The 22,443-nt window shown below is 30.4% G+C and carries 22 protein-coding genes; 18 read left to right on the forward strand and 4 right to left on the reverse strand.

The window, feature by feature from the left end:
• Nucleotides 1–5: 5 nt before the first annotated feature.
• A complete protein-coding gene (locus ACMGE9_RS07695; protein ID WP_414042224.1) occupies nucleotides 6–1,295 on the forward strand; it encodes an SdrD B-like domain-containing protein in 1,290 nt (429 codons plus the stop codon).
• Between the two features lie 90 nt (nucleotides 1,296–1,385).
• On the opposite strand, the gene ACMGE9_RS07700 is transcribed toward ACMGE9_RS07695, so the two are convergent.
• The gene (locus ACMGE9_RS07700; protein ID WP_414042225.1) at nucleotides 1,386–3,383 is read right to left on the reverse strand and encodes a catalase; all 1,998 of its coding nucleotides are present in this window, start codon (nucleotides 3,381–3,383) and stop codon (nucleotides 1,386–1,388) included.
• Nucleotides 3,384–3,685: 302 nt separating this feature from the next.
• On the opposite strand from ACMGE9_RS07700, the gene ACMGE9_RS07705 reads away from it, so the two are divergent.
• The 15 genes from ACMGE9_RS07705 to ACMGE9_RS07775 all read left to right on the forward strand — a co-directional run bounded on the left by ACMGE9_RS07705 (nucleotide 3,686) and on the right by ACMGE9_RS07775 (nucleotide 18,617).
• Nucleotides 3,686–3,907 carry a hypothetical protein gene (locus tag ACMGE9_RS07705; RefSeq protein WP_414042226.1) on the forward strand — a complete coding sequence of 74 codons (222 nt, stop codon included), beginning with the start codon at nucleotides 3,686–3,688 and terminating at the stop codon, nucleotides 3,905–3,907.
• Nucleotides 3,908–4,481: 574 nt separating this feature from the next.
• Nucleotides 4,482–5,162, forward strand: a complete 681-nt coding sequence (locus ACMGE9_RS07710; RefSeq protein WP_414042227.1) for a YveK family protein — start codon at nucleotides 4,482–4,484, stop codon at nucleotides 5,160–5,162.
• A 7-nt stretch (nucleotides 5,163–5,169) separates the two neighbouring features.
• Nucleotides 5,170–5,871, forward strand: coding sequence for a CpsD/CapB family tyrosine-protein kinase (locus ACMGE9_RS07715; RefSeq protein ID WP_414042228.1), 702 nt, complete (start codon nucleotides 5,170–5,172; stop codon nucleotides 5,869–5,871).
• 20 nt (nucleotides 5,872–5,891) lie between these two features.
• Nucleotides 5,892–6,941 carry a polysaccharide biosynthesis protein gene (locus ACMGE9_RS07720; protein ID WP_414044473.1) on the forward strand — a complete coding sequence of 350 codons (1,050 nt, stop codon included), beginning with the start codon at nucleotides 5,892–5,894 and terminating at the stop codon, nucleotides 6,939–6,941.
• A complete protein-coding gene (locus ACMGE9_RS07725) occupies nucleotides 6,942–8,048 on the forward strand; it encodes an NAD-dependent epimerase/dehydratase family protein (RefSeq protein WP_414042229.1) in 1,107 nt (368 codons plus the stop codon). It abuts the gene before it with no gap.
• Between the two features lies 1 nt (nucleotide 8,049).
• Nucleotides 8,050–9,174: a non-hydrolyzing UDP-N-acetylglucosamine 2-epimerase gene (wecB, locus tag ACMGE9_RS07730; protein ID WP_414042230.1), complete on the forward strand. Its 1,125-nt coding sequence runs from the start codon at nucleotides 8,050–8,052 to the stop codon at nucleotides 9,172–9,174.
• Complete coding sequence (locus ACMGE9_RS07735; RefSeq protein WP_414042231.1) at nucleotides 9,171–10,373, forward strand: glycosyltransferase; 1,203 nt, start codon at nucleotides 9,171–9,173, stop codon at nucleotides 10,371–10,373. Before wecB ends, ACMGE9_RS07735 begins: the two co-directional genes overlap by 4 nt.
• Nucleotides 10,366–11,640, forward strand: coding sequence for a hypothetical protein (locus ACMGE9_RS07740; RefSeq protein WP_414042232.1), 1,275 nt, complete (start codon nucleotides 10,366–10,368; stop codon nucleotides 11,638–11,640). The genes ACMGE9_RS07735 and ACMGE9_RS07740 overlap by 8 nt, the downstream gene beginning before the upstream one ends.
• Nucleotides 11,641–11,642: 2 nt before the next feature.
• Nucleotides 11,643–13,109, forward strand: coding sequence for a lipopolysaccharide biosynthesis protein (locus tag ACMGE9_RS07745; RefSeq protein ID WP_414042233.1), 1,467 nt, complete (start codon nucleotides 11,643–11,645; stop codon nucleotides 13,107–13,109).
• A 10-nt stretch (nucleotides 13,110–13,119) separates the two neighbouring features.
• Entirely contained in the window at nucleotides 13,120–14,127 is a 1,008-nt protein-coding gene (locus ACMGE9_RS07750; protein WP_414042234.1) for an NAD-dependent epimerase, read from the forward strand.
• Between the two features lie 14 nt (nucleotides 14,128–14,141).
• Nucleotides 14,142–15,413, forward strand: a complete 1,272-nt coding sequence (locus ACMGE9_RS07755; protein ID WP_414042235.1) for a nucleotide sugar dehydrogenase — start codon at nucleotides 14,142–14,144, stop codon at nucleotides 15,411–15,413.
• Between the two features lie 13 nt (nucleotides 15,414–15,426).
• Nucleotides 15,427–16,632, forward strand: a complete 1,206-nt coding sequence (locus tag ACMGE9_RS07760) for a glycosyltransferase family 4 protein (RefSeq protein WP_414044474.1) — start codon at nucleotides 15,427–15,429, stop codon at nucleotides 16,630–16,632.
• Between the two features lie 11 nt (nucleotides 16,633–16,643).
• Nucleotides 16,644–17,204 carry a sugar transferase gene (locus ACMGE9_RS07765; protein WP_414042236.1) on the forward strand — a complete coding sequence of 187 codons (561 nt, stop codon included), beginning with the start codon at nucleotides 16,644–16,646 and terminating at the stop codon, nucleotides 17,202–17,204.
• A gap of 14 nt (nucleotides 17,205–17,218) precedes the next feature.
• A complete protein-coding gene (locus ACMGE9_RS07770) occupies nucleotides 17,219–17,737 on the forward strand; it encodes a hypothetical protein (RefSeq protein WP_414042237.1) in 519 nt (172 codons plus the stop codon).
• Nucleotides 17,738–17,759: 22 nt separating this feature from the next.
• A complete protein-coding gene (locus tag ACMGE9_RS07775; RefSeq protein WP_414042238.1) occupies nucleotides 17,760–18,617 on the forward strand; it encodes an NAD-dependent epimerase/dehydratase family protein in 858 nt (285 codons plus the stop codon).
• A 206-nt stretch (nucleotides 18,618–18,823) separates the two neighbouring features.
• Here ACMGE9_RS07775 and ACMGE9_RS07780 read toward each other — a convergent pair whose 3' ends face one another.
• Both ACMGE9_RS07780 and ACMGE9_RS07785 read right to left on the reverse strand, forming a co-directional pair.
• Nucleotides 18,824–19,258, reverse strand: a complete 435-nt coding sequence (locus ACMGE9_RS07780) for an Hsp20/alpha crystallin family protein (protein WP_414042239.1) — start codon at nucleotides 19,256–19,258, stop codon at nucleotides 18,824–18,826.
• A 417-nt stretch (nucleotides 19,259–19,675) separates the two neighbouring features.
• Nucleotides 19,676–19,867, reverse strand: a complete 192-nt coding sequence (locus ACMGE9_RS07785; RefSeq protein ID WP_414042240.1) for a hypothetical protein — start codon at nucleotides 19,865–19,867, stop codon at nucleotides 19,676–19,678.
• Nucleotides 19,868–20,139: 272 nt separating this feature from the next.
• On the opposite strand from ACMGE9_RS07785, the gene ACMGE9_RS07790 reads away from it, so the two are divergent.
• Nucleotides 20,140–20,598 (forward strand): hypothetical protein, encoded by a 459-nt coding sequence (locus ACMGE9_RS07790; protein ID WP_414042241.1) that lies wholly within the window; start codon nucleotides 20,140–20,142, stop codon nucleotides 20,596–20,598.
• A 203-nt stretch (nucleotides 20,599–20,801) separates the two neighbouring features.
• Nucleotides 20,802–21,080, forward strand: a complete 279-nt coding sequence (locus tag ACMGE9_RS07795; RefSeq protein ID WP_414042242.1) for a divalent metal cation transporter — start codon at nucleotides 20,802–20,804, stop codon at nucleotides 21,078–21,080.
• A 128-nt stretch (nucleotides 21,081–21,208) separates the two neighbouring features.
• Here ACMGE9_RS07795 and ACMGE9_RS07800 read toward each other — a convergent pair whose 3' ends face one another.
• Nucleotides 21,209–22,096, reverse strand: coding sequence for a c-type cytochrome (locus ACMGE9_RS07800; RefSeq protein ID WP_414042243.1), 888 nt, complete (start codon nucleotides 22,094–22,096; stop codon nucleotides 21,209–21,211).
• Nucleotides 22,097–22,443: the final 347 nt, after the last annotated feature.

The raw sequence follows: 22,443 nt of genomic DNA on the forward strand, positions 1-22,443 counted from the left end.
TTTTTATGAACAAGTTTGGAATTAGAAAGTTTACAGTAGGAACAGCTTCGGTTGTTGTTGGATCTATGATGTTCTTAGGTTTAAACTCAGCAGACGCTGCAGAAGCAACTTACTCTTTAGGGGATCGTGTATTCTCTGATAACAATGGTAACTACGTACAAGACGCAGGAGACACTGGTCTTGCAGGTTTAACTGTAACAATTCGTGACTATGCAGGTAACCATGTTGCAACAACAGTTACTGATGCAAACGGAAATTACTCATTCTCAGGTTTAAAAAATGGCACATATATCGTTAACTTCCAAGTACCAACTGGATATGCAAACGACGTAGCAAATATCGGTTCTGAAGATGTAGATTCAGACGGACCAATTGATGTGTTAGTTGATATTAAAGATGCTAACATTAATACTTTAGACACAGGATTTATTCCTTTAAATGGACAAGCACCAGCAGGCGGTGGAGAAGTTAAACCAGCTGAGCCAGCACCAACTACACCACCAGCTGAAGGTGGCGGAGAAGTTAAGCCAGCACCAGCTAAAGGTAATTTATCAATCGGAGACCACGTATGGTGGGATGCGAACAGTAACAACTTATATGATGAAGGTGAAAACCCAGTAGCTAACTTAGAAGTAACAATTCATGACTATGCTGGTAACTTTGTTGATAGAACATTTACAGATGAATACGGTAACTATGCATTCCATGGTTTATCAGACGGACAATACATTGTTTACTTCCACAATCCATTAGATTGGTCACCAGTTATTGCAAACATCGATAACGATGTATCTGAAGCAATTGATTCAGACGGACCAATCAATGTAATCGTTAACTTAAAAGGTGAATCTAACTTTAACGTAGACCAAGGATACTACGGCGTTGGAACACCAGGACCAACACCTCCAGCAGGCGGCGGCGAAGTAACACCTCCAGCAGGCGGCGGCGAAGTAACACCTCCAGCAGGCGGCGGTGAAGTAACACCTCCAGCAGGCGGCGGCGAAGTAACACCTCCAGCAGGCGGTGGTGAAGTAACACCTCCAGCAGGCGGCGGTGAAGTAACACCTCCAGCAGAAACAAAACCAGTTGTACCAGCAGATACTGCTAAACCAGAAGTAACTACTCCAACACCAGCTGAAGCAACGCAACCGGCAGCACCAGTTGAAACAGTTAAACCAGCTGAAATCGGTAAAACAGTATTACCTGACACTGGTGAAAAAGATAACAATGGTGTTATTGCTTCAGTATTAGCATTATTAGGTGGCGCAGCACTATTAGGTTCTCGTCGTAAATAATTAAATTTAAAATAAGTATGATTGAAGACGTTCAATAATACAGAAAAACTCGCGATATCATTTGATATCGCGAGCTTTTATTAATTTAAATTATAGTTGTCTATCCCAATGTCTTTGTTTCACAAGTTCGTCTAAATACGCATTAACATCGTTCACTTCAACGATACCTATACCATTAGGATCTACTGAAGTTGCTTCAATTGCTGCTTCTGCAGCAGCTGAATAACCAATCGTCTTAAAGTGGCGATTCGCAGCTTCAATATAATCTTTTGCTGGCGGTAACAAAGGTACTTTAGCATCAACGACAATAATTCCGTCAAAGAAAGTTGAGTGCACGGTATCGAATGTTTCTGTTACCTTTAAATCACCTAAATTCATTGCTTTTTGAGCGACTAACTTATGGTTTACCTTATTATCTGTTAAAGTTTTGATGATTGATGTAACATCTTCTGGTTTAGTATCTTCTGTTACCATTAAAGCAACTGATAAAGTATCTAACTTCTTCACTGTATTCTCCATACTTAAAGCAGGAGATTGTTTATCTGACTTCACTTCAACATCTTCTTTTGGCGCCTTCACACCAATACGTTCTGCAATCTCAGTAGCAAGTGTATGATCCACGTAATTAATATTATTAACAGCATTCTCTTTTACGAAGTCATGTTTACATTTACCGAGTTCAAACGCAAATCCATCAACAAGGTGATCACGTTCTGGCTTTGATAAACTGTTTAAATATAATTTCGCTTGAGAATAATGGTCTTTAAAGCTTTCACTTCTAGCACGTACTTTATGTGCATCAATCTTCTCGTGATAACTTTCAAATCCACCTTCTTCACCCGGTGTTGTGTGTGGATTGTTATTGTTGATTGCATTATTATGATAAGCAGCTTGACCTGTATGCACAAATGATTGATGCATACCATCACGTTGGTTATTCGCAAATGGGCAAACTGGGCGGTTAATTGGAATCTGGTGGAAGTTTGGACCACCTAAACGTGATAACTGAGTATCTGTATATGAGAATAGGCGACCTTGTAATAATGGATCATTACTGAAATCAATACCCGGAACTAAATGACCTGGATGGAAAGCAACTTGCTCAGTTTCAGCAAAAACATTATCCACATTACGATTTAAAGTCATCTTACCGATAATTTCAACAGGCACATCTTCTTCTGGCCATAATTTCGTAGGATCTAATATATCAAAGTCAAACTTGAATTCATCCTCTTCTTTAATAACCTGAATACCGAGTTCCCACTCAGGGTAATCACCTTTGTCAATAGACTCATATAAATCTTCACGGTTAAAGTCAGGGTTCTTACCTGCAATAATCTGTGCTTCATCCCATACTAACTGATGAACACCTAAAACAGGTTTCCAGTGGAATTTAACGAAATGTGACTGACCTTCTTTATTAATTAAACGGAAAGTATGTACACCGAAACCTTCCATTGTACGGTAACTCTTAGGAAGACCTCTATCACTCATTGTCCACATTGTCATATGTGTTGATTCAGGATTCTGTGCAAAGAAGTCCCAGAATGTATCATGTGCTGTTCCACCTTGAGGCATTTCGTTATGTGGTTCAGGCTTGATTGCATGTACTAAGTCAGGGAATTTAATCGCATCTTGAATAAAGAATACAGGAATATTGTTCCCGACTAAATCATAGTTCCCTTCTTCTGTATAGAACTTCACTGCGAAACCACGCGCATCACGTACAGTGTCATTTGCACCACGTGACCCTTGAACAGTAGAGAAACGAACAAATAGTGGTGTCTTCTTCGAAGTATCATTTAAGAACTTCGCTTTCGTATATTTCTCAATAGATTCATATAATTCAAATTCACCATGTGCACCATAACCACGGGCATGTACAATACGCTCTGGAATACGCTCATGGTCGAAATGCGTCATCTTTTCTCTGAAATGAAAGTCTTCAAGCAAAGTTGGACCACGTTCCCCAGCCTTTAATGAAAACTCATCCTCTGCCATCTTTAACCCTTGATTCGTTGTTAATGCAGTATCTTCTTTATGCTCACGTTTAAATTCATCGAGTTGCTTTTGTTTTTCATTCGTCATAATAGAATTCCCCCTAAATAATATTATTATTCAATACATTTTCTAAAAACCCTATTCAAATAAGAATGAAACATTGTTTGATATTGAGTTGTAATTAGTAATTACAAACTATAAAAAATATATTTTTATAAATGTATTATCACAGGAAATGGTATAGATGAGAGGAAATAAAAGAATAAGCTAAATGAGTTCAAGTAAAATTTTATAGAATAGTAACTTAAGGAAATTGTTATCCTACTGTAATGTGAATATTCTGAAAATAATTGTATAATGAAACTACGTAAATTAATAGGAGGGACGACATGAAGAAATTCATATATAAAATAGGTATACATATTGCATTGTTGATTATTGTTACAATAGTACAAACGTATGAATTGTTTGCTGAAACTGTGGAAAGTCATCATGTCGTACAAGCTGTAGGACAAAACAATGCAATAGTCTCATCGGTATTGATTGGAATAGGTGCAGTAGTATTATTGATATTCGACAAAATGAGAGAAGATGAGTCATCAGAAGATTAATGAGAAATGTATAAAGTGCATAAAAATAACCATCCATTTGAATTAGTGGATGGTTATTTTTTATTATATTTAAATAACTAATTAACTAAAAAATAGAATGTATTACTTAACTAAGAAATAATATTTCGAAGGCTATTAAAAATAATTAGTAAATTAATTTATTGTTGGAAATTATAGAATATATAAAGATTAAATTGGTATAACAAGATACCTTTCTTGAACTAATTCAATGATATGAGAGTTAATTATAAAAACTTCACACAATTGTAATATTTATTTTTATACATTAAGAATTGTCGGAAATTTTGTAGAAGTCAAATGATAATTAAGTTATATGTTAAATGTTATATTTTTCGAACGCATATTTAATAGTAAATTAACCGAATGTATTTATCAAAAAATTGTTTGTATTTACATGTTAACTAATGTATTTAATGTATTTTTATTCATTAATATACGAAATGTAATTGTAATAAAGCTTATAAGTACGATATTTGGACAATAACTCTATTCACAATCGATGTAAAAAGACGTATATTTATAATGTGGATTTTATATATAATAGGAGGCAAAAATGGAAGAAGTAATCGATTTAAAAGAAATTATTGAAATACTGAAGAAGAATTTAAAGCTTATTGTATCTCTAGCAGTAACATTCGCATTAATTGCGGGTCTGGTGTCTTTCTTCTTAATCAAGCCAACATATCAGTCTGAATCTCAAGTAATCGTCAATCAAAAAGGCAAGAAGGGTGATGTTTATAATAACCCGGGAGAGGTTCAAACGAACTTACAATTAATTAATACATATTCACAAATGATCAATTCTAAAGTAATACGTTCACAATTAGTGAAGCAATTGAATCTAAAAGAGACAGAGAAACAATTACAACCAATGATTTCTGTGACAAGTGAAGCGGAATCACAGTTAATGAAAATTAATGTTACAGGTCCAGATAAGAAGAAAACAGCTAAAATTGCAAATGCATTAGCAGATATTGCACAAAAAGAAGTCAAGAGAGTAATGGGTGTAGATAATTTATCAGTATTCTCGAAAGCCGATGTAAACGAAATTACGTCGCCTATTAAACCTAAACCATTAATGAATATAATAGTCGCTGGACTATTAGGATTAATACTAGGAACAGCAATTGCGTTCTTACGTTCAATGCTAGATACAAGACTTAACACAGAAGAAAAAATAGACAAATATATCGGTCTACCAACACTTGGTAAGATATATACGATAGAGAAGTAGGTGCCATATGTTTAAAATGAAGAGAAGAAAAAATGACATAAAACAACTTGAAATCGTACATCGTCCTAAATCGGTAATATCTGAACAAATTAGGACACTAAGAACTAACCTATTATTCACTTCAGCGGATATCGTTATCAATAAATTACTGGTAACATCTTCAGAACAAGGAGAAGGTAAATCGACGATGTCTGCAAATTTAGCCGTATCATTCGCACAAGCAGGATATAAAACTTTATTGATTGATGCAGATTTACGTAAACCGACGCAGCATAAAGTATTTGAAGTGATGAATGTTAAAGGATTATCAAACTTAGTAGCGGGTCAAGTTGATCTTGAGGCTGCTATAAAAAAGGATGTCCAACCTAAACTAGATCTCTTATCATCAGGACCTATTCCACCAAATCCAGCAGAATTACTGGGTTCATTGGCAATGGAAAAATTATTAGATGATTTAGAGAAGATATATGACATCATTATCTTAGATACACCACCAGTACTAGCTGTTGCAGATTCTCAAATATTAGGTAACCTGGTTGATGGTTCACTGCTAGTTGTAAATTCAAAAACAACACATAGAGATAAAGTTAAAGACGCTAAGAATCAATTAGACAAGAGTTCTTCTAGAACTTTAGGTGTAGTTCTCAATGATTTAAATAAAAAAGATGATGGAGATTATTACTATTACTATGGAGAGAAAGAGAAATAAGAAGGATGTAGGTGAATAGGTTGTTTAAAGATAAAGTGTTATTAATCACAGGTGGAACTGGGTCATTTGGAAATGCAGTAATGGAGAAATTTTTAAATAGTGATTTTAAAGAGATTCGTATATTTTCTAGAGACGAAAAGAAACAAGACGATATGCGTAAAAAATACAAAAATTCTAGATTAAAGTTCTATATTGGTGATGTAAGAGATGAGCAGAGCGTAAATAATGCAATGCATAATGTTGATTATATTTTTCATGCGGCAGCTTTAAAACAAGTGCCTTCTTGTGAATTCTTCCCTATGGAAGCAGTAAGAACAAACGTTATTGGCACAGAAAATGTAATAAACGCAGCGATTCGAAATAATGTTAAAAAAATAATTTGTCTTTCAACTGACAAAGCAGCATACCCTGTCAATGCTATGGGTATTTCAAAAGCAATGATGGAAAAAGTATTTGTCTCAAAATCAAGAACGGTAGATCCAGAACAGACTCTTATTTGCGGTACGCGTTATGGAAATGTAATGGCATCGAGAGGTTCTGTTATACCTTTGTTTATTGATCAAATCAAATGCGGTGAGCCTCTTACAGTAACAGATGGAGAAATGACTAGATTCTTAATGAGTCTTGATGAAGCTGTATTATTAGTAGAACATGCATTTAAACATGCAAATACGGGAGATATTATGGTTCAAAAATCTCCTGCCTCTACAGTAAATGATTTAGCAATTGCATTAAAAGAATTATTTGAAGTTGATAATCCAATTAATATCATTGGCACACGTCATGGTGAAAAGAAATATGAAACATTGCTCACTAAAGAAGAGAGTGCTAAAGCAGAAGATATGGGTTATTTCTATAGAATTCCATCAGATTCGAGAGGCTTGAATTATTCAAACTTTGTAGAAGAAGGATCGAGTAAGATTACGAAAGCTTCTGAATACAACTCAGACAATACTTATAGGTTAAGTGTAGAAGAAATAAAAGAAAAACTATTAAGTTTATCTTATGTTAGAGAGGAACTTGAGAAATTTAAAAGTAAGAACGGAAATGTTGAAACGGGGGACATTTAAATGAATATCGTCATTACAGGTGCAAATGGCTTTGTGGGTAAGAACCTTTATCAAGAGTTAGTAAAAGATGAGAATTTAAATGTTGTAAAAATTACTCGTGATACAACTGATGAAATGCTGAAATTAGCTTTAAAAGAAGCTGATTTTATCTTTCATTTAGCAGGCATTAATAGACCTGAAACAGATAATGAATTCATAAGTGGGAATGTGGATTTCACAAAAAAGGTAATTGAATATACGAAACTAAATGAGAAGAAGCCAAGTATTCTTTTCTCATCTTCTATTCAAGCTGAGAATGATAATCCATACGGAAGCAGTAAAGCACAAGCAGAGTCATTATTCGATTCATTAAAAGAGAATGGAAATAAAGTTTATATCTATAGATTAAATAACTTGTTCGGCAAATGGTCTAAACCCAACTACAATACTGTAGTAGCAACATTCTGTCATAAAGTAGCACGTAATGAAGATATACAAGTAAATGATCCTAATATTGAACTAACACTAAATTACATAGACGATGTTCTTAATGAATTTAAACGCGCCATCAAAGATAATCCTACGGTTGTAAATGGATTAAATATTGTTCCGAATGCATATACGGTCACATTAGGCAGAATTGCTGATACAATCAAGCAATTTAAGCAAGACCGTGAAGATAGAACTCTTCCGAGACTAGATGATGCATTCGATAAAGCGTTATATAGTACTTATTTAAGTTTCTTGCCAACAGACGCATTTAGTTATCCACTTACAATGCATCAAGACCATAGAGGATCTTTCACAGAATTTATCAAAACGCCAGATCGTGGCCAAACTTCAGTAAATATTTCAAAACCAGGCATCACAAAAGGGAATCATTGGCATCATACGAAGAATGAAAAATTCTTAGTGGTATCTGGAACTGGGGTTATCCGATTCAGAAAACCAGATGAAGAGAAAGTATATGAATACTTCGTATCAGGTGACAAGCTTGAAGTGGTTGATATACCCGTTGGATATACACACAACATTGAAAACTTAGGTGACACAGATATGGTCACTGTAATGTGGGTAAACGAAATGTTCGACCCTGAAAATCCAGATACATATTTCTTGGAGGTATAACATGAATAAATTAAAAGTAATGACTGTGGTTGGGACAAGACCTGAAATTATTCGTTTATCTGCAGTTATAAATCGATTAGAACAATCTGAAGCGATTGAACATACATTAGTGCATACAGGACAAAACTATGATTACGAATTAAATGAAGTATTCTTTAATGACTTCAAATTACGTAAACCTGATTACTTCTTAAATTCGGCAAAAGGAACTGCAGTTGAAACAATCGGAAATATATTAATTGCGATTGATCCAATTCTAGATGAAGTAAAGCCGGATGCTTTCTTAGTATTAGGCGATACGAATAGTTGTTTATGTGCTATTGCAGCAAAACGTAAACAAATACCAATCTTCCATATGGAAGCGGGTAACCGTTGTTTCGATCAACGTGTACCTGAAGAAACAAACCGTAAGATTGTAGACCACACGTCTGACATTAATCTTACGTATAGCACAATTGCACGTGAGTATTTATTACGTGAGGGATTGCCAGCAGATCGTGTAATAAAAACAGGAAGTCCAATGAAAGAAGTAATTAACTCAAGACTAGAAGATATTGAAAAGTCTGATGTGTTAGAAAGATTATCATTAAAAGAAAATGAATACTTCATTGTTTCAGCGCACAGAGAAGAAAATATTAATTCGGATAAAAACTTCGTCGAATTAGTTGAAGCTTTGAATGCAGTTGCAGAAAAATATCAGTTACCTGTGATTATTAGTACGCATCCAAGAACACAGAAGCGTATTGATGAACTAGGAATTCAATTCCATAACCTAGTACAAACATTAAAACCTTTAGGATTCAATGACTATATTAAACTTCAAAAAGCAGCGAAAGCGGTATTAAGTGATAGTGGGACAATCAGTGAAGAAACATCTATCCTGGGACTTAAATCGTTGAATATACGTGAAGCACATGAAAGACCAGAAGCAATGGAAGAAGCAACTGTGATGATGGTGGGTGTATCGAAAGATCGCATTCTACAAGGACTAGCAGAAATCGAAGCAAAAGGTAATGAAACACGCGTAGTAGCAGACTATGATATCGATAATGTATCGGAAAAAGTAGTGAAAATTATTATTTCTTATACAGATTATATAAATAGAAATGTGTGGAAAAAAATATGAAAGTATTAGTTGCAGCAGATTCCATATTTTATAAAACTCCTGATGGAACGTATTGGTGCGATACGATATATGATTATCAGTTTTGGAAAAGATATTTAAATGTATATAACCAAATTACAGTTATATCAAGAACGAAAAAAATAGATTTCAATGAGTCTGAAAAATTATTAAAAGTATCTGGAGACAGTATAAGTGTGATTGAATTACCATATATGAGAAAATCTAAAGGATATTTAATAAAGTACAGAACATTAAATAAAATAATAAAAAGAGAAATTAAAGATTTTGAAATTGCTATATTCAGATTACCTTCTATTTCTGCTACTTTTGTTTTAGAACATTACAGAAAGTTAAAAAAGCCTTTTATTATTGAAGTTGTTGCCGATCCTTATGAAGCGTATAAAGGAAACTATATCGCACAAAAACTTTTCACAAAGAAACTTAAAAAATCAGTAAGAGAAGCCAATGGTGTATCATATGTAACTGAAAAATATCTACAATCAAAATATCCGTCAGCAATTAGAATTTCTGGAGATATGACTCAAGATTATTTTGAAAGCTATTATTCAACTATTGATTTACCAGAACGTTTTTTTTACAAAAAAAATACTACTATTTTAAATAAAGATATTTTAGTGAAGTTCATTCATATTGCTAATCACATTAATGACATGAAAGGCCAAAAAGAAGCTATTCTAGTTATAAAAGATTTGCTGGATAAAGGTTATAAAGTTGAACTAAAGATTGTAGGAGCAACTGAAAATATAATAGATTATAAAAATTTAGTGAGAGAGCTGAATTTAGAGAACAGTATTATTTTTACTGGATTAATAAGGGACAAGGAAGAATTAAGGACATTGCTTATTGATTCAGATATCATGTTATTTCCATCCAAGGCGGAGGGATTACCGCGGGTAGTTATAGAAGCAATGGCATGTTCATTACCAGTAATAAGTACAAATGTTGGAGGAACACCAGAGTTGTTAGAAAGTAATTATATTACTACTCCCACTGATATAAAAAAGATGTCAGATATATCTAAAGCATTAATAGATGATATTTATGAGTATAAACGAATTAGTGAAAGAAATTATAACAAAGCAATGGAATATCTGAATACCAATTTAGAGAAAAAAAGAAATGATTTTTATAGGAAATTAGTAATTAACTGTGATTTAAAGGATTCAAAAGATGAATAGAAAAAATAACAAATTTTTAATAACTGATTTTATTTTTTTTATACTTTCAATAATAACAATAAGTATTTTTGAAAATAAAATTGAATTAAAATTAATCGGTATTTTACTATTTTTGTGTAGTACAATGATGTGTATTAAATCTAAAGATAACAAATTACTCTTAATATTAATAAGCATAATTACAGTAATTAATATGTCTGTTGCAATAAATGATATGTTCTTACTTGGAAAGAATGTTGCAAATTGGCAGTCTTACGGTTTGAGGAGCGATATAATAAACAATAAATTTGCAGAAGCTATACTGATATTTAACGTAGTTTTTTCTCTATTCTTGAATAACATTAAGAAAGAAAAAAATATTAATATCAATAATGTTAGAAAGAATAACTGGTTTATAACACTTTTCTATTCTTTAATAACTTACTCAATTTTATTATATGGCTTTACAATTTTTATTAAGATGACAGGTAGTAATTATGTCAGTATATCAAATCCTATATTTGAATATTCAGTTTTAATCTGGATTTTTATTTGGTTTTATTCAAAAAATAATAAATTTTTTAATTTGATATTTATGGTGTATATAACTGTTTATATAGTTGTGTTTTCAATGCTTGGTGATAGATCATCAGTATTTCTATACTTTATTCTTTTTATTATTATATATTTATATAAATATTTGAGCATTTTTAGAATAATGGCAATTACAGTATTTGGGATTTTAGTTTCTAATACAATTGGTGTTTTTAGGGATAATATGAATGAAGGTATATTCGAAATTTTTGTGTTATCACTAAAAAAAGGATTATATATTGATACAGTTTCTTATTCATATTATACATCTTTGGCAATTTCATCTTTATATAGTTTAGAAGAAAATACTTTTAAATTTTTAACTGGTACTCTCAAAGATATTTTTCTAGGTATTGAAAGTCCATATCGTAACCTTGCCCAATATTCTCAACAAAACTATTCGTGGTTATATAATAACTATGGTGGTATATTTCCTTCACACGTTTATGCCATTGGCGGTTTGTTGTCAGTAGTGATTAGCGCAATATTATTGGGTTTACTAATCAATCTTATATTTAACAGTTCTAACAAGTATTCTTTTATCTACAAAGTAGTAATAACTATTTACTCAATTAGATGGTATTTATATAATCCATCATTAATATTAAGTGTTGTAATATTAAATACTACAATATTACTTATTATTACAATCATAATTGAATTTGTAACTTCAAAAAAACATAGGATTGAATAATTATGAAATATAATGAAAAGAAAATTTTTAAAGGAACAGTTTATATAGCTATTTCTACAGTTTTTAATATTTTTATTAAGATTTTAACTTTAGTTTTATTATCTAGAATGTTAACACCTACTGAATTTGGAATTGTTGCTGCTGTACAAATAATAGTCAATTTTTCTGAAATATTTTGGATGATGGGTGTAGGTCCGGCAATTGTACAAAAGAGAATAATAAAGGAAGTAGATATTACCACTGGTTTTTATATTAATTTAATTTTTGGATGTGTAATTAGTCTTTTAATATTTTTATTAAATTCACAAATTACAATGATTTTAAATATTAATGATAATAAAATACTGTACTTAGTACCAATAATTTTTATAATAAAAAGTCTTTCTAGCGTGTCTGAATCAATGTTACAACGCGAAATGTTTTTTGGAAAGATAAGTATTGCCAATATGGTGTCTACTGGACTGTATTTTATAGTTTCACTTTATCTAGCGCATATTGATTATGCAGCTTACTCATTAATTATAGCAATAATTATTCAAGCAATTATTAATTCGTTAATAATGATGTATTTATATCCTATTAGCTTACATCAAAAACCTAGTATATCGAGTGGGATAGAACTATTAAAATATGGAGTAACATTTACTATAAGCAGAATTTTTAATACGGCTGCAAACGATGGAGATAATTTTGTAATAGGAAAATTTTTAGGATCATATCATTTAGGTAATTATAATAGAGCATATCAACTTTTAATGGTACCTACATTAATTATAGGTACCTTAATAGAAAAAATACTTTTCCCATTGTTATCTAAGAATCAGGATGACTATAAAAAGGTAGGGATAATTTACACTAATGTAACTAACTTAGTAATAATAATAACCTTCCCAGTAATGTTTTTTATTATACCTAGTTCTGAAAAAATCATACACATTATTCTAGGAAATCAATGGGGAACGATTATAATTGCGTTTCAAATTCTTTTTACAACATTATTCTTCAGAGTGGGCTATAAAATTTGTGACACAATAACATACTCCTTAGGTAAAGTAAAAAACAGAGTATACACGCAAGTATTTTATGCAACTTCAGTTATAATTGGTGCTATTTTTGGAAGCAAATATGGAATAAATGGAGTTGCAATTTCTACCTCGATTTCAATTTTTTTAAACTATTGCATAATGAACATTTTAGTGTTGAATATATTAAAATTAAAATTTAATTATTTTTCAAAAAATATAGGATTGAATATATTATTTAATTTCACATTATGTATCTTATTAAGTTTTGTAATATCAATAATAAATCTATCAAACGATTACTTTGATTTATTAATTAAAGTGTCCGTTTTTATTACTGTATATTTCATTGCAAATTATTATTTTATAAATAAATATTTTGATACTAATTTCAAAATATTTATTTATAGTATTTTTGGTAATTTTAATTTATTAAATAAAAGGTAAGGTGAAATTTATGAAAAAAGTATTAATCACAGGTATGGCTGGATTTATAGGTTCTAATTTAGCAAAAAAGTTATCAAAAATGAATTATGAAATTATTGGGATTGATAATTTGAATGATTATTATGATGTTAAATTAAAAAGAGACAGACTAGAAATATTATTAGAAGGTAAATTCAAAAATTATTTTGTGGATTTAGAAAATAAATTTGAAATAGAGAAAATTTTTGATGATGAAAGACCAGATATAGTTATAAATTTAGCAGCACAGGCAGGGGTTAGGTATAGTTTAGAAAATCCACATGCATATATTGATAGCAATATTACTGGCTTTTTAAATATATTGGAAAATTGTAAGAGAAAAGATGTAGAACATCTGATTTACGCTTCATCTAGTTCTGTATATGGTGCAAATACTAATAAGCCATTTTCTACGAAAAGTAATGTTGATCATCCGTTAAGTTTATATGCAGCTACGAAAAAAGCTAATGAGTTAATGGCACATACTTATAGTCATTTATATAATTTACCGACAACTGGTTTAAGATTTTTTACAGTCTATGGACCATGGGGTAGACCAGACATGGCATTATTTAAATTTACAAAAAATATTCTAGAAGAAAAAAGTATTGATGTTTATAACAATGGAAATATGATGCGCGATTTTACTTTTGTTGATGATATTGTTGAATCCATTAGTCGATTAATTGAAAAACCTGCACAGGGCGATATTTCATGGAATGGTGATTATCCAAGACCGAATACAAGTTATTGTCCATATAAAATTTATAATATTGGAAATAATTCCCCTGTTAAATTATTAGATTTTATAGAGGCAATAGAGTTAAAGACAGGAAAAATTGCAATAAAAAATTTCAAAGAACTACAACCTGGAGATGTTCCTGAAACTTATGCAGATGTTACAGATTTATATGAGGAAATTAATTTTCATCCACAGACTAATATACAGATAGGTGTGGGTGAGTTCGTTGATTGGTATAGAAATTATTATAATATATAGAGAGTGGTGTATTAATGAATAGAAATATAGCAGTCGTAGGATTAGGATATGTAGGTCTCCCAGTAGCAGTAGCATTCGGGAAAAATAGTAGAGTAATTGGTTTCGATATAAACGAGAAAAGGATATTAGAACTTAAAAATAATTTCGATCATACTCTAGAAGTTTCTGAAAAAGATTTAATAGACAGTAATATAGAGTTTACTTCTAATAAAGAGGATCTTAAAGAGGCCGATTTCATTATTGTAGCAGTCCCAACTCCAGTAAATAAAAACAATCAACCAGATTTATCTCCATTATTAAATGCGAGTAAAACGGTTGGATCAATTCTAAATAAAGGTATGATAGTTGTTTACGAGTCTACTGTTTATCCGGGAGCAACTATGGAAGAATGTGTTCCTATACTAGAGGAATATTCAAATCTTAAAAATGGAACTGAATTTACTGTGGGATATTCACCCGAAAGAATTAATCCAGGTGACAAAATACATACCTTTGAAAATATAACGAAAGTTGTGAGTGGACAAGATGAATCAACTTTAAATATTGTTGCTGAAGTGTATGGTAGTGTTGTAAAAGCAGGGATACATAAAGCGACATCAATTGAGGTTGCAGAAGCAGCAAAAGTTATTGAAAATACACAAAGAGACGTAAATATAGCATTAATGAATGAATTATCCATTATTTTTGATAAAGCAGGAATAAACACATTAGATGTGTTAGAAGCATCTAAAACAAAATGGAATTTTCTAAACTTTCATCCTGGTTTAGTTGGAGGTCATTGTATTGGTGTAGATCCATATTATTTAACTTACAAAGCACAGGAGTTAGGTTATTTTCCAGAAGTTATTCTTTCGGGAAGAAGGATTAACGATAATATGGGCAAGTATGTATCTGAAAAAGTTGTTAAAGAAATTATTAAAAAAGGAATTAATACTAATAAGATTTATATCAATATCTTTGGAATAACTTTCAAAGAGGATTGTCCAGATTTAAGAAATACAAAGGTTATTGAAATAATTAAAGAGTTGAAAGATTATGGCTTAAAAATTAGTGTAAATGATCCCATGGCTAGTAAAGAAGAGGCAAAGAAGTTATACAATATAGATTTAGTTGAATTCGATGAGCTTGAAACCTCTGAAGTTTCAATAATAGCTGTATCACATAGTGATTATAAAAGTAAATTAGATATTTATAAAAAAGTTTCAGAATCTAGCTTGATCTTTGATTTAAAAGGTATTATTGATAAAAATAAATTAACGGAAAATCAATTTATATGGAATTTATAGAAAGTATATAGGTATTGTTATGAGGAAAATCTTAATTTTATGTCAATATTTTTATCCCGAATATGTATCTTCCGCTACACTACCTTCGCAATTAGCGGAAGATTTAGTTAAAGCTGGTCATAAAGTTGATGTATTTTGTGGAATGCCGAAAGAGTATTCAAAGGAAAAAAATATAAGTAAAGCAGAAGAATACCGAGGTATTAATATTAGAAGATTGAATTATACTGAATTCAATAATAAATCAAAAATTGGCCGTATTATTAACTTCTTTTCTTTATTCGTTTCTTTTGGATTAAGCATGCCAAAAATGCTTAAGTATAATCATATTATTGTTTATTCAAATCCACCAATATTACCATTAATCCCTGATATCATTCACAGAATAACAAAAAAGAAATACTCATTTGTTGTTTATGATATTGCACCTGATAATGCGATCAAGACAGGTGCAACAAAACCAGGTAGTATAATTGATAAATTAATGAAGTATATCAACAAGCATGTATATAAGAATGCTACTAACGTAATTGTCTTAGGAAATGAAATGAAGGATTATCTGATTAAAAACAATATTTCTAATAATCCCGAAAAAATAACTGTAATTCCAAATTGGTACGACGAACAGAAAATAGAACATAATGAAATCGTAAATGAAGAGTTTAAAATATTGAGAGATCACTATAAAAAAATAGTTTTATATAGTGGGAACATGGGTCAACTTCAAGATATGAAAACTATTATGGATTATCTTTTATTAAATAAAGATAACCAAGAAGTTCTTACAATATTATCAGGGCATGGTAAAAAACAAAATGAAGTAAAATTATTTATCGAAGAAAATAATATTTCTAATGTAAAAGTATTTGATTTCTTAACGGGTACAGATTATTCAGACGTTTTAGTTATGGCGGACATCTGTTTGGTTTCTCTCGTTGAAGAAGGTAAGGGTTTAGGTGTTCCAAGTAAAATATATGGTTACTTAGCAGCTCAAAAACCATTAATAGCAATATTAGATAAAAATGCTGATATCGTAAAACAGATTATTGAATACGATGCTGGTATTCATGTGAAAAATAAAGATGCTCAAAAATTATATCAGTATGTTAACGATGTCTCAAAAGAGGCGTTATTCGAAAAAGGTATGAATGCATATAAATTATATAAAACGCACTATACGAGAGAGATTTTAACCAACAAATATGTAGAGTTATTCAAATAGGATGTGAAAGTATGAAAAGAGCATTTGATATTATTTCGTCGACAGTAGCATTTATAATATTTTTCCCTATATTTATTGCTACTGCAATTATTATTAAAATAGATTCACCAGGACCTATATTGTTTAAACAAAAACGACCAGGTTTGAATAACAAGATTTTTCATATTTATAAATTTAGATCGATGAGAGTGGATACTCCTGATGTTGCAACAGATAAATTAGAGAGTGGTTCTAGTTATGTTACGAAATCAGGTAAGTTTATTCGCAAAACATCTATAGATGAATTGCCTCAGTTAGTTAATATTATTAAAGGTGATATGTCAGTCGTTGGACCTCGTCCAGCTCTTTACAATCAGTATGAATTAATTGAAAAAAGAACAGCTAAAAATATACATAATGTTAGACCGGGTTTAACTGGGTATGCTCAAGTAATGGGACGAGATGATTTAGATGATGATGAAAAAGTGAAATTTGATGAATATTATGTGAAAAATCATTCCTTTATGTTTGATATGAAAATAATATTCTTAACGATAATGAAAGTATTTAAGTCAGATGGTGTAAAGCATTAGTTTGAGGTGATTTGATGGAAGTAATTCTTATTGGTAGAGGCGGATTCTCTTACGTTATAGAAGAAGAATTAATTGCTCAAGGGCATAAAGTTGTTGGATATATGGATGGTAATATTAAATCAAGTTATATAAATTCTGGTTTATATTATTTATCGATGTATGATTTAACACTGGTAAATGAAGAAGTTTTTTATTTCATTTGTATTGGTAATAATAAAGTCCGTCAAAAGATATTTAACGAACTAGGACTTCCGAAAGATAGATTTATAAACATTATTTCTCTTAAGTCTAGTGTAAGTCCATCAGTCTTGATGGGCTATGGTAATTATATTGGTATTAACTCAATTGTGAATGCTAACGTAAAGATTAGTGACTTTAGTATTATTAATACAAATGCGACTGTGGAGCATAATTGCGTCATTGGAGATTTTTGTTTGATTAATACATCAAGCACTTTATACAGTAATATATTATTAGAAGATTATTCAACTGTTGAAGTGGGTTGCTCGAAGGTAAATTTTCAGCCGCATTAATTTAATGTTAGGGGAGAATAATATGGGAAAGCATGTTTTAATAACAGGATCAAATGGTTACGTTGGGAGTGCATTAAATAAATATTTATTGGAGAAGTCTTACACCGTTGACCGATTAAGTGTCAGAAATGATGAATGGAAAGATGCTGATTTTAGTAAATATGATATTTTAATTCATTTGGCTGCATTGGTACATAATAACGAACCTAAAGCAGATATGAAGCGATTCATGGATGTAAACTATAAACTAACCAAAGAACTTGCAGATAAAGCAAAGTCTGAAGGGGTAAATCAATTTATATTCTTCAGTACGATGGCTGTGTTTGGGCTGGAAGGTAAACTTGGAAAACCAGAGAATATCGATTTAAATACAGAATTAAAACCTACAACTGAATATGGTATGTCAAAGTTAAAGGCTGATGAGTATTTAGAATCAATTATGGATGATAAATTTATTGTTAGTATTGTTAGACCACCAATGGTCTATGGACCAAATTCACCAGGTAACTTTGAAAAATTAAAGAAATATGCTGAAAAAGTTCCATTTTATTTGAACATTGATAATGATAGAAGTGCGATTTATATTGATAATTTGCTTAATTATGTTCTTGTAATAATAGAAGGTAACGAAAAAGGGATATTCTATCCTACTAATAGAGAAAGTTTTAGAACGAATGAAGTGATTAGAACAATTCGTGAATTAAATAATAGTAAAAGTTATGCTATACCAGTACCAAAGCTAGTTCTTCCGGTGTTAAGCAGAGTATCTGTATTTAATAAATTATATGGTAATTTAACCTATGATAAAAAGATGCAACATTATGTTGAGAATAATCATATAGATATGAAAGATTCAATATGTAAATCAGTATATAGATAAGACTAGTGAGTGTATTTAAAATAGAAAGATATTAACCAATTACTTAATCAAATTAAGTATTTTTTTTTAAAAAAGTGAGTTTCAATATAGAAGATTATTACCCAAGCAATAATTAGTTAAATTATAAAATGAATAGAGCAGAGAACTTAGTTATATGTTCTCTGCTCTATTTGTGTCTTTTTTAACTAGTAAATTTCCATTACAAATTATCCTTCTTTAATTTCAATAGACTTCTTAACAGTCTTTTCAATTTTAGGTAATGTCATTCTCAAAACACCATCTTTGAATGATGCCTGAATATTATCACTATCGACATTACTTAATGCATACATACGTTGCATATTGCTATATGATCTTTCTTTCTGAATCATCTTACCTTCTTCATCTTTTGATTCATTCACGATATTGTTTTCTGCTTTGATTGTCAAATATCCATTATTATATGAAATATCAAGTGAATCTTTAGTGTAACCAGGTAACTCCACTGTCATTTCATATCGATCATCTTTTTCTTCAATATCAGTTTTCATGTTTTGCATGTCTGGTAAGTTATTAAAGAATTGTTTGCTGAAATCTCTAAACAATGAGCTTGGTGTCATATCTAATAAACTGTTATTAAAACGATCTAATTCATAAGCCATAGAAAACCACTCCTTGTAATTTTTTAATTTGCTTTTAAATTAATTGATTTAATAAGTTCTAAAGATTTGATGTACTTATCCCAACTGTCATGTGTTTCGAATTCAACTAAGGTTAAGTTATTGTTCATTGAAGATTTAAAGACACCACCGTTTGTGAGATTGTGAATTATGTTGTCCATTAATTCGATTAAGATTTAATGTCATATAATCACCTCCTAAACTAATGATATACCTTACAGTTATATTTATATCACATTAGTCAAAAAAGGTCAATGATTATGATGTAAATTTACTTATTGAATAAAGTGATAAATATATAAAGGAGTAATAATATAAAATACTATAGTTTTGTGTTAAAAAAAGAAGGCCTAAGTAATATACTTAATAAATTGATTAGTTCTTTTTATAGAAATTAATTTATTTAAAAACAACGGTAACAAAATATTGAAATCCTGATACAAGTCCGTTTACTTGAGAATTTACAGAGATAACTTCTTTATCTTTTGTGAAATCATTTACTTGTTTATCAAAATGCTCAACTAGTTCTTCAATAGAATCAGGTTTAAAAGTTTTATTTGGGTAAGTTAATGTAAATGTTTTTATTTTCATCTGTATCCTTCTTAATTACTATTTTACAAGATAATTATAACATAACGACCATTGTGTAACTTCGTAGGCGATAAATAAAAAGTGTATATATGATTCATCTATAAAATATTAGTAGACAACCTTAAATTTACCTTAAATTTGATATGAAATATTAAAAATAAGTTATAAAGTGCTATAGTGAGAGATGTAAATAAAATTTAGGAAATGAAATATATGTAAAATTTTTATTCTAAATATAATTTATATCAAAAAGTAAGGAAGTTGTGCTTTATATGTGGCGAAAATCATTAATATTACTATTATTTTGTATTTCAACTATCATCATTTACCTAGATATTAAATATGAATTAATTAGTAATCTGACAAGAATATTATTTATAGAATTCTTATTGCTATCAGCGATTAGTTACTTACTAATTGAAGAGATAAATGACTCTAAAATTTCTAAAATAATTTCTAAAATGAATATACCAGTATTATTTGTTATTTACAGTACATTTTTAATAACAATTTGCTTTATTGCTACCTTTATCATCAATGATTTCGGAGCAGAAGCTAGTTTCATCAATGGATTATTAGCGATGTTATTATTATTTATAGGTACATTTAGTACTCAATTTATCTTATCTGAAATAGTTAAAAGGTTTATTTCGAGAGATAAATACAATATCTTTAGTTTTGCTCTAATAGCCACTATCTTCTTAATTATGATAATCATTGAATCATTCTAAAACTAAAAGTCCATATCTACAGTGGATAAGGACTTTTAGTTTATATTCTTTATTAAGAATAGTTTAATCGGAATATTAAAGTAACACAATGCTGATTGTGTTACCTCATGTATATAATTAATCATTGCTTTTATTGTTAATTGTTTACTATTAATTCTGGGTGCGGCTTTATTCACTTGAAGATACGTCCTTGGATAAGACGTTTGATCGCTGTTATTCCTGTCTTTGTCTGTCTATATATTTATGGATCGAGTACTCAAAAGGTTGAGGAGATGCTTATTTTTACTCAAGTGTTCTTAAGTGTTGCCTTACCTTTGAGCATTATCCCTCTAATACTGGCAACAAATGATGAGCAGATTATGGGGAATGATTTCATCAATACGCGTAGGACGAATATCATTGCATGGATAACCACAGTTGTATTATGTATCTTGAATATATACTTGATTTTGCAAACATTTTTAGAACTTTTTGAAGTATGAGTTTTATTGTAGGTATAGATAGTATAATTTAGAAATCAATAATATTTTAAACCCCTCACTAGAACACGCATTGTCATGCGTTCTGGTGAGGGGTTTAAAATAAGGAAGTTCAATAGAATTAAAGATGGTTAGTCTTTAGACTGCACACTTTCTAATTTATCCCACTTATATATACCTTTTTTTATTAATTCACGTTCTTTCTCGCTAATTTTATCATCTGGTTTACCACCATGAGGATAGAAAGTTCTGTTTTGTTTATCAACAAATTTTGGTCGATCATTCGATAAGACATATGCTGCAATGTCTGATGCTTCTTGATCAGTTAATGAACCTGGATTATCAAATGGCATATAGTGATATATGAAATCATACATCTTACTAAAGCGACTTAAGCCTGCTCCATCGTTAAATGAACCGTCACCCCATAATGCTGGCCCAGCTACTGGAGCCGAGTCTGAAGAATTTCCGTGGCACTTTAAGCAATTTTCACGGGCAAAAGTGGCTTCACCTCTTTTTACATTTGGCACAGGAATATTTTTTACACCATCTGAACGTTTTACTTTTGGCTGTTTTGATTTTGGACTAATATACTCTAGGTATGCGATGATTGCTTTCATATCTTTACTGTCTTCTTTTAAAGGTTTACCATTCATACTTCTTTCAAAGCAACCATTAACGCGTTCTTCCAATGTTACTTTGCGTCCTTCACGATCTCTGTATTGTGGGAATGTATTAGCAACCCCTACAAGTGTTAACGCATCACCCGTTCCAGCTCCGGCATGACAACTTGCACATGAAAGTTTATTCCCTACATTTTTAGGCAATTCAACATTTGTTTCAGTCATCAACTTTGAACCTTCAGCAATCACCTTGTTTTTCTCGTTAGATAAATCTAAGTTAGATACTGAAATGTCATTCGTCTTTTGATATTCATTTACTGCATTCTCTCCATTATCGTCTGTACACCCAACTAATAATACTAAAGAAAATAAGCCCATCAATCCCTTTTTATACATATAAATTCCCCCTTATAAATATATGTGGTATTGAAATTATTATAACAAATTGACACAAATATTGAAATTATACACCAATTTCGAGCAAGCTATAACGATATAATATTTAAAAATTTACATAGTTTTACTAAATGTTATAACCTATGTAATAATTTTTTGAGATAATACATTTAGTGAGGTTATCCTACATATTAATTCGGTATAATAAAAGTTGAACTTAGAACTTCTTCAAACAGATTGGTAGTTTGCTAAGGATACGGTTAGACTCAGAAGAAAGAATAGTGGATCATCCACGTTCAGTCAATCGTGTTTTAGAGAAGTACTTTGAATAAGTAATGATGAATTTA

It is taken from the genome of Macrococcus animalis (genome assembly GCF_047425875.1).
Taxonomy (GTDB): Bacteria; Bacillota; Bacilli; order Staphylococcales; family Staphylococcaceae; genus Macrococcoides; species Macrococcoides animalis.

Bases quoted from the DNA above. Each gene is read 5' to 3' on its own strand.
- ACMGE9_RS07695 (WP_414042224.1), top strand. From the start codon at position 6: ATGAACAAGTTTGGAATTAGAAAGTTTACAGTAGGAACAGCTTCGGTT.
- ACMGE9_RS07700 (WP_414042225.1), bottom strand. From the start codon at position 3,383: ATGACGAATGAAAAACAAAAGCAACTCGATGAATTTAAACGTGAGCAT.
- ACMGE9_RS07705 (WP_414042226.1), top strand. From the start codon at position 3,686: ATGAAGAAATTCATATATAAAATAGGTATACATATTGCATTGTTGATT.
- ACMGE9_RS07710 (WP_414042227.1), top strand. From the start codon at position 4,482: ATGGAAGAAGTAATCGATTTAAAAGAAATTATTGAAATACTGAAGAAG.
- ACMGE9_RS07715 (WP_414042228.1), top strand. From the start codon at position 5,170: ATGTTTAAAATGAAGAGAAGAAAAAATGACATAAAACAACTTGAAATC.
- ACMGE9_RS07725 (WP_414042229.1), top strand. From the start codon at position 6,942: ATGAATATCGTCATTACAGGTGCAAATGGCTTTGTGGGTAAGAACCTT.
- wecB (WP_414042230.1), top strand. From the start codon at position 8,050: ATGAATAAATTAAAAGTAATGACTGTGGTTGGGACAAGACCTGAAATT.
- ACMGE9_RS07735 (WP_414042231.1), top strand. From the start codon at position 9,171: ATGAAAGTATTAGTTGCAGCAGATTCCATATTTTATAAAACTCCTGAT.
- ACMGE9_RS07740 (WP_414042232.1), top strand. From the start codon at position 10,366: ATGAATAGAAAAAATAACAAATTTTTAATAACTGATTTTATTTTTTTT.
- ACMGE9_RS07745 (WP_414042233.1), top strand. From the start codon at position 11,643: ATGAAATATAATGAAAAGAAAATTTTTAAAGGAACAGTTTATATAGCT.
- ACMGE9_RS07750 (WP_414042234.1), top strand. From the start codon at position 13,120: ATGAAAAAAGTATTAATCACAGGTATGGCTGGATTTATAGGTTCTAAT.
- ACMGE9_RS07755 (WP_414042235.1), top strand. From the start codon at position 14,142: ATGAATAGAAATATAGCAGTCGTAGGATTAGGATATGTAGGTCTCCCA.
- ACMGE9_RS07765 (WP_414042236.1), top strand. From the start codon at position 16,644: ATGAAAAGAGCATTTGATATTATTTCGTCGACAGTAGCATTTATAATA.
- ACMGE9_RS07770 (WP_414042237.1), top strand. From the start codon at position 17,219: ATGGAAGTAATTCTTATTGGTAGAGGCGGATTCTCTTACGTTATAGAA.
- ACMGE9_RS07775 (WP_414042238.1), top strand. From the start codon at position 17,760: ATGGGAAAGCATGTTTTAATAACAGGATCAAATGGTTACGTTGGGAGT.
- ACMGE9_RS07780 (WP_414042239.1), bottom strand. From the start codon at position 19,258: ATGGCTTATGAATTAGATCGTTTTAATAACAGTTTATTAGATATGACA.
- ACMGE9_RS07785 (WP_414042240.1), bottom strand. From the start codon at position 19,867: ATGAAAATAAAAACATTTACATTAACTTACCCAAATAAAACTTTTAAA.
- ACMGE9_RS07790 (WP_414042241.1), top strand. From the start codon at position 20,140: ATGTGGCGAAAATCATTAATATTACTATTATTTTGTATTTCAACTATC.
- ACMGE9_RS07800 (WP_414042243.1), bottom strand. From the start codon at position 22,096: ATGTATAAAAAGGGATTGATGGGCTTATTTTCTTTAGTATTATTAGTT.